11 protein-coding genes are annotated in these 6,409 nt (G+C 72.6%); 3 read left to right on the top strand and 8 right to left on the bottom strand.

The window, feature by feature from the left end; translation table 11 throughout:
* Positions 1-133: 133 nt before the first annotated feature.
* The 3 genes from AB0J52_RS22570 to AB0J52_RS22560 all read left to right on the top strand — a co-directional run bounded on the left by AB0J52_RS22570 (position 134) and on the right by AB0J52_RS22560 (position 2,257).
* Positions 134-427, top strand: coding sequence for a GroES family chaperonin (locus tag AB0J52_RS22570; protein ID WP_500183891.1), 294 nt, complete (start codon positions 134-136; stop codon positions 425-427).
* Positions 428-767: 340 nt separating this feature from the next.
* On the top strand, positions 768-1,568 hold the full coding sequence (locus tag AB0J52_RS22565) for an SAM-dependent methyltransferase (RefSeq protein ID WP_500183889.1): 801 nt from the start codon (positions 768-770) through the stop codon (positions 1,566-1,568).
* Between the two features lie 116 nt (positions 1,569-1,684).
* Positions 1,685-2,257 (top strand): dihydrofolate reductase family protein, encoded by a 573-nt coding sequence (locus AB0J52_RS22560; protein WP_500183888.1) that lies wholly within the window; start codon positions 1,685-1,687, stop codon positions 2,255-2,257.
* Positions 2,258-2,292: 35 nt separating this feature from the next.
* Here the strand turns inward: AB0J52_RS22560 and AB0J52_RS22555 are convergent, their stop codons facing one another.
* The 8 genes from AB0J52_RS22555 to gvpJ all read right to left on the bottom strand — a co-directional run bounded on the left by AB0J52_RS22555 (position 2,293) and on the right by gvpJ (position 6,187).
* Complete coding sequence (locus AB0J52_RS22555) at positions 2,293-2,691, bottom strand: gas vesicle protein K (protein ID WP_500183886.1); 399 nt, start codon at positions 2,689-2,691, stop codon at positions 2,293-2,295.
* Positions 2,688-2,900: a gas vesicle protein gene (locus AB0J52_RS22550; RefSeq protein WP_500183885.1), complete on the bottom strand. Its 213-nt coding sequence runs from the start codon at positions 2,898-2,900 to the stop codon at positions 2,688-2,690. The genes AB0J52_RS22555 and AB0J52_RS22550 overlap by 4 nt, the downstream gene beginning before the upstream one ends.
* Positions 2,897-3,817: a GvpL/GvpF family gas vesicle protein gene (locus AB0J52_RS22545; RefSeq protein ID WP_500183883.1), complete on the bottom strand. Its 921-nt coding sequence runs from the start codon at positions 3,815-3,817 to the stop codon at positions 2,897-2,899. The genes AB0J52_RS22550 and AB0J52_RS22545 overlap by 4 nt, the downstream gene beginning before the upstream one ends.
* Positions 3,817-4,224 (bottom strand): gas vesicle protein, encoded by a 408-nt coding sequence (locus tag AB0J52_RS22540; protein ID WP_500183882.1) that lies wholly within the window; start codon positions 4,222-4,224, stop codon positions 3,817-3,819. The genes AB0J52_RS22545 and AB0J52_RS22540 overlap by 1 nt, the downstream gene beginning before the upstream one ends.
* A 79-nt stretch (positions 4,225-4,303) precedes the next feature.
* On the bottom strand, positions 4,304-4,732 hold the full coding sequence (locus AB0J52_RS22535) for a gas vesicle protein GvpO (RefSeq protein WP_500183880.1): 429 nt from the start codon (positions 4,730-4,732) through the stop codon (positions 4,304-4,306).
* Entirely contained in the window at positions 4,732-4,959 is a 228-nt protein-coding gene (locus tag AB0J52_RS22530) for a gas vesicle protein GvpG (protein WP_500183878.1), read from the bottom strand. Before AB0J52_RS22530 ends, AB0J52_RS22535 begins: the two co-directional genes overlap by 1 nt.
* Positions 4,959-5,729, bottom strand: coding sequence for a GvpL/GvpF family gas vesicle protein (locus AB0J52_RS22525; RefSeq protein WP_500183876.1), 771 nt, complete (start codon positions 5,727-5,729; stop codon positions 4,959-4,961). The genes AB0J52_RS22530 and AB0J52_RS22525 overlap by 1 nt, the downstream gene beginning before the upstream one ends.
* Entirely contained in the window at positions 5,726-6,187 is a 462-nt protein-coding gene (gene gvpJ / locus AB0J52_RS22520; protein WP_500183875.1) for a gas vesicle protein GvpJ, read from the bottom strand. Before gvpJ ends, AB0J52_RS22525 begins: the two co-directional genes overlap by 4 nt.
* Between the last annotated feature and the right edge of the window lie 222 nt (positions 6,188-6,409).

The raw sequence follows: 6,409 nt of genomic DNA, 5'->3' as shown, positions 1-6,409 counted from the left end.
GTCGCCGCGCCGCTGGCGACCGTGGCGCTCGCCATCGCCTCCATCCCGCCCGCCTGCTGACGCGAGGACGGACGGACCTGCCGTAACTGGTATCTTCCGAAGGGTGTCCGACCAGGCCAAGTTCGAAGTCCAGATGCTCCACGACCGCGTCATGATCAAGGTCGAGAAGGAGAGCGGGGAGCGCCGCAGCACCGGCGGCATCGTCATCCCCGCCACCGTGGAGCAGTCCAACCGGCTGAGCTGGGGCGAGGTCTGCGGCGTGGGCCACCACGCGCGCACCGTCAAGGTCGGCGACCGCGTCCTGTTCCACCCCGAGGACCAGTACGTCGTGGAGATCCAGGGCGAGGACTACCTCGTCATGCGCGAGCGCGACCTGCACGCCATCGCCAGCGAGCGCCCCGAGCACGGCACCGGCCTCTACCTCTGACGGCCGAAGCGCCGCCCCTGCCCGCCTCCCAGGCAACGAGAGTTTCGGATACCCGCGGTAGTCGAGGCATGGCCCTCGGCAGTGAAAGGGCCGGTTTCCAGCAGTTTCCCAGAACGGCCGCCGCGTTAGAGAAACTGCGCCACACCGGCCCCGAAAACCCTTTGGTAAGAAGCGCCGCGCCGATAACGTGAAAGGCGCGTTCCATGTCCGCGCGGCGGGGTATCCCCGCCTCGCGCGACAGCCCGTCCGCACCTTGCACGGCGGGGCGTCCGTGCATTGGCGGGGTCGGGACGCCGGGGGGGTTCGACGGGTGGTCCGAAGGCTGACGGGGTGAGGTCTGATGGCTGACGAATGGGCGCCGACCGGAATCGACACATCGCGGCCGAGCCCGGCCAGAATCTACGACTGGCTGCTCGGCGGCAAGGACAATTTCGCGGCGGACCGCGACGCGGGTGAGCGGATCCTGAAGGTCGCGCCGCACAGCGTCACCGCCGCGCGGGAGAACCGCGCGTTCCTGCGGCGGGCCGTGGAGTACCTGGCCGCGCAGGGCGTCGACCAGTTCCTCGACATCGGCACCGGACTGCCCACACGGGACAACGTGCACGAGGTCGCGCAACGCCGCCTACCGGGCGCGCGCGTCGTCTACGTCGACCACGACCCGATCGTCTCCGTGCACGCCAGGGCGCTGCTGAGCAGCACCGACAACGTGGCGCTGGTCGAGGCGGACCTGCGCGACCCCGAGGCGATCTGGGCGGACGGCCAGGTCCGGGAGCTGATCGACTTCTCCCGTCCCGTGGCCGTCCTGCTCCTGGCGATCCTGCACTTCGTCCCCGACGAGGACGACCCGCACGCGATCGTCGCGCGGCTGCTCGACCGGACGGCCCCCGGCAGCTTCCTGGCGGTGACGCACAGCACCGCCGACCTCGCGCCCGAGCTGACCCGCGAGGTCCGCCGCGTCTACGACGGCGCGTCCGCCTCGCTGCACACCCGGTCCAGGGACGAGGTGGCGCGGCTGTTCGCCGGCACCGAGCCGGTGGAACCCGGCCTGGTGTTCACCTCGCAGTGGCGTCCCGCCCCCGGAACGGCCGTGGCCGACCCGCGGGAGGCGGCCCTGTACGCCGCGGTCGGCCGCAAGCCGTGACCCCTTGACCCGCTCTGGCCAGGGCGAATGTTGCTCTGCTCCCGGCCGATCTGGGATCTTTGGTACCCAGATCCGCCGCTCCGGCGGCGTCCGGACAGAAATCCAGGAGCTTTCCCATGCGCACTCTGATCAGTACCGCCTTCGTCTCGCTCGACGGCGTGGTGGAGGGGCCCGGCGGGGAGGCCGGCTACCGCAACTCCGGCTGGACGTTCAAGAACCTCGAGTTCGTCCCGGAGGCCTACGAGATCAAGGGCCGGGAGCAGGAGGAGGCGGCCGCGATGATGATGGGCCGCACCAGCTACGAGGCGTTCAGCAAGGTCTGGCCCGGGATGGCGGAGTTCGCCCAGTACAAGGTGATGCCGAAGTACGTCGTGTCCACGACGCTCACCGAGGACGACCTGGTGGACGACTGGGGCGACACGACGATCCTGCGCTCCATCGACGAGGTCGCCGAGCTGAAGAAGTCCGAAGGCGGCCCGATCATCCTGCACGGCAGCGCCACCCTCAACCACGCGCTGTCCGACGCCGGCCTCATCGACCGCTACCACCTGCTGGTTTTCCCGCTGCTGCTCGGCGCGGGCAAGCGGCTGTTCAGCGACACCGACAAGGACACCCAGCACCTGAAGCTGGTCGAGCACGAGGTGTACTCCAACGGCCTGCAGAAGAACATCTTCGACGTCGTCCACTAGCCACAGGGCGCGGCCCGCGCCGCGCGAGGAGGCGGCTACTGCTCGGGCAGGAGCGTGCCGAGCGGGCCCAGGTCGAGGTTGAGGTCCTCGGGCGTCAGGTCGAAGTGCTCGCGCAGATGGGCCATGGCCTCCTCCAGCCGCATCAGCGCCGTGCCCAGCTTCTCGGTCTGGTCGTCGGTGAGCGAGCCCTCCTCGACGCGGCGCAGCGCCTGCCGCTCCATCAGCTGGCGGATCAGCTCGACCAGCGTCAGGACGAGCTTCACCAGGTCGCGCTCCACGCTCTCCGGGTCGGCCTCGATGCGCTGCGCCGTCCGGCTGGGCGCGCGGGCCGTCCGCTGCGGGGCGCGGACCGGGTGGGCCGCCGGGGCGTTGTCCGACAGCAGGTCGGCGAGGCCGTCGCGGGTGAGGTCGCTGACGTGGGTCCTGTCTCTCATCGGTAGGCCTCCCCCGGGTCGACGAGCTGGTCGTAAACGGTCGTGATCACGGCGCGCAGGTCGACGCGGACCAGGTCGATCCCGGCGATCGAGATGACCAGGTCGCCGGTGAGCACGACGCCTCCCGCCAGGAGGCGGTCGAGCAGGTCGACCAGCGCCAGGCGCTCGGCGGGGACGCCCGGCTCGCCGGTGTCCAGCAGGGCGCTCAACGGCGCGTCCCCTCCGCCGTCCCGCCGGGCGCCGGCGCGGGCGTGGCCTCGTCGGAGTCGATGAAGGAGTAGGGCGGCCAGGGGCCGGTGACCTCGACGGTCACGCCCGGCAGCCGCCGGTCGACGGCGCGGGCGACCTCGTGGAAGCCCTCGGCCTGCTCGTCGTCGACGAGGTAGGCCATGTTGAGGATGAGGGTCTCGTGCCGTCCGGACAGGCGCGAGTCCTGCCCGGCGTGCTGCCGGGACGCGACGGCGTGGTCGGCCAGCTCGGCGTGCACGGCGCGGGCCTGCTCGGCGAGCCGGTCCTGCAGGGCCCGCCGGGAGCGCCGCGCGGCCTGGCGCATCTGCAGGTACGCGGTTCCGGAGGAGGGACGGGACGCGGCCTCGGGCCCTGGTTCGCCGTCGCCGGACGTCCCCTCGACGGCCTCGGGGATGGCGTACGCCTTGATCCCCCACTCGGTGCGTCCGGTGACGCGGTCGAGGAGCTCGAGCAGCCGCCGGTGGTCGTGCTCCAGGACCTCCAGGACGCGCCGCTCGTCGCGGTACAGCGTCGCGATCCGGACGGGCGCCGTCGGCGCGTGCCGCGCGGCGTCGGTGACCACCCGGTGGTGCGCGCGGGCGGTGCCCTCCAGCCAGGTCAGGTCCTCCAGGTTGTCGCGGAGGGCCTGCTCGCCGAACTGGGCGAGGCTGACGGTGCTGATCAGCGCGGTCAGCCCGCTGTCGGGGTGGACGAGGGCGCGCACGGGCTCGTCGGCGACGCCGGTGACGCCGTCCAGGGCGGACGCGTCCATGCCGCGCGTCATCCCGTAGAGGTAGACGGCGGTGCCGGCTCCGGGCGTGCCCGTCCCGGGCGCGCCGGCCTCGCGGGCCCCGGTCTCGGGAGTGCCGGTGTCGGGGGCGCCGGGTGCGGTCGTCATCACTTCTCCTTCTCCTGCGCGGCTTCGAGGGCGGCGAGGCGCTCCCGCAGCAGCCGGTTCTCCTCCTCCAGCTCGGCGCGGTCGCCGCCGGAACCGACCTCGTCGTCCCGGGACCCGCTGCGCACCTCGGCCTTCGGTGCGGCGCGGGCGCGCGAGGACAGCGATGGGTCGTGCTCCCACCAGTCGATGCCCATCTCCTTCGCCCGGTCGACCGACGCCACCAGCAGCCGCAGCTTGATGGTGAGCAGCTCGATGTCGAGCAGGTTCACGCGGATGTCGCCGACGATGACGATGCCCTTGTCGAGCACGCGTTCGAGGATGTCGGCGAGGTTGGCGCTCTGCCGGTCGGCGGAGACGGAACGGGCGGGCGACGCGCTCCGCGTCCCGGTCCATGGCGTGTCGCTCAAGGCGGTTCGTCCTCCCGTGGGGGTCGTGTGGTCGGTGGGGCCGGGCGCGCCGCGAGGGACGGCGCGCCTCCCGCCCGGATCAGCGGTGGCGTCCGTCCACGTGGCCGCGCATGTACCGGTGCGCGCGGTGGTAGTTCACGAGGTCGCCGTCCGCGTCGAGCTCGACGCGGTAGCAGGCGAGGATGTCGGCGGAGTCGGGGATGCGGTGGGTCTCCACGATCTCGACCGTGACGATCCAGCCGTCGTCCCCCGAGCGTTCCACGCCGACCACCCCCTCGGCGTCCCGGCCGGTCAGGCCCACGAGCTGCTCGACGGCCTCCCTCGCGGCTTCAACGGCCTTCATCGCGGTCCTCCGTACCCGTCTCTTCCCGGCTCTCCTTCTGATCGCCCCCTGCCGCCGCGCCGCTCCCCGGCGTGCCGAGCGGCCCCGCCGGGCCGGACCGGCAGCGGTTCCGCTTGCCGGTCCGGCGGCGGGTCCGCCTGACCCGTCCTCGCGCGCGGCGGCCATCACGCCTGCCCGTGCAGGCGGGCGATCAGCCGTTCCTCGGCCTCGGCGGCCTCGTCCTCGGTCATCTCGCCCGCGGCGACGGCGTCGGCGACCGCCTGCATCTCGGCGGCGATGCGCCCGGGGTCGAACAGCTGCGCCTCGGCCTGCTCCTCCAGGACCTCGGCGAGCCACATGACGCCGCGCACGGGGGCCAGCGGGAGGGTGAGCAGCCCCGTGAACAGGCCCATCAGCCCTCCGGGACGAAGTCGTAGGGCGGCAGCGGGCCGACCATCCGCAGCCGGATGCGCTGGCCGTGCTCCTCGGAAAGGCTTTCCACGGCCTTCTCGAACTCCTCGCGCTTGTCCTCGGTGACCAGGAGCGAGGCGTCGATGACGTCCTCGTCCCGGACCGGGTCGTGGGCGACGACGGCCTGCGCGTACGGCGCGATGGCGGCGAGCAGCCGCTCCCCGTCCTGCGCCCGGCGGGCGTGCAGGGCCTGCACGATCATCTCGCCCAGCCGCACGCGGTCGAAGTGGACGGCGTCGGCCGCCTCCTCCGGGACCGAGCGCAGCCGCGCGGACAGTTCGGCGATCTCCGGCTCGTCGGTGAGGACCTCCCGGAGCACGGCGTCCTCGTCGTAGGTGCCCTTGACCCGGACGGCGATCCGGCCGTCGATGCCCTCGATCACCTCGTTGAGGCGGTCGGCGTTGCTCTCCAGCAGCTCGCCGCGGACGGCGTCCTCGCCCGCGAGCGCCGCTCCGAAGCGGAACGGCAGCACCGGGACGCCCGCCTCCACCAGCGCCTGCAGGACGCGCTGGTGCGCCATCAGGTCGGCGCGCTGACCGAGCGGCCGGCCGGTCGGCAGGTCGCTGGTGAGCGCGGCGAGCCGGTCGTGCGAGACGATCCGGACCGGCTGGTCCTCCAGACCCGCCAGGTCGTCCGGGATCGTCGCGTCCGCGCGCGTCACGCCGTAGACGTACTGCGGGACGGTCTGGGACTCGGCCTGCGGGGTGGTCACTTGTCGTCCTCCTCCTGGTCCTTCTTGGAACGGCGGGCGCCCTGCTTGCTCTTGGAGTCGGACTCCTCGTCCTCGTCGCCGACGCCGAGGGTCTCCTTGATGCGCTCGCCCGCGCCGCTCAGCGCGCCCTTGGTCTTGCGCTTGGCGCCGGACTCCTGCATGCCGCCGACGAACTGCGGCAGGCCCTGCGCGGTGCCGTCGTGCGCGATGTCGAGCCGGTTCACGGCCTGCGCGAACCGCAGGTAGGTGTCGACACTCGCGACCACGATCCGCACGTCCACCGTGAGGATCTCGATGCCTACCAGCGCGACTCGGGCGTACAGGTCAATGACCAGACCCTTTTCCAGGATCAGGTCGACCACGTCGGCCAGACCGCCGCCGCGGCCGCCTCCGCCGCCGCCACCGCCGCCCTGGACGTAGTTGGTGCCCGAAGTCTGCTGGGCGATCGGCCCAGTCATCTCATCAGCTCCTTGGGGGTTGCGAGGGGCCGGGGATGGGGCCCCGGTGCGTGCACCGGGGTCCTACCCGGACTATTTGGACTAAACAGGCCGCCGGTCTCCGGTCCCGGCCGGTCGGACCGGCGGCCCGTGCCGGTCACGACGCGGGCCGGCACCGCCCGCCGGCCCTGCCGGACGGGGGCGCCGGCCGGTCGTGCCGGCCAGGTCTGGGGGGTCGGCGCC

Source organism: Spirillospora sp. NPDC049652, assembly GCF_040675125.1.
Lineage (GTDB): Bacteria > Actinomycetota > Actinomycetes > Streptosporangiales > Streptosporangiaceae > Spirillospora.
The sequence above is the reverse complement of the archived record's forward strand: the minus strand, read 5'-3'. Positions and strand labels throughout refer to the sequence as shown.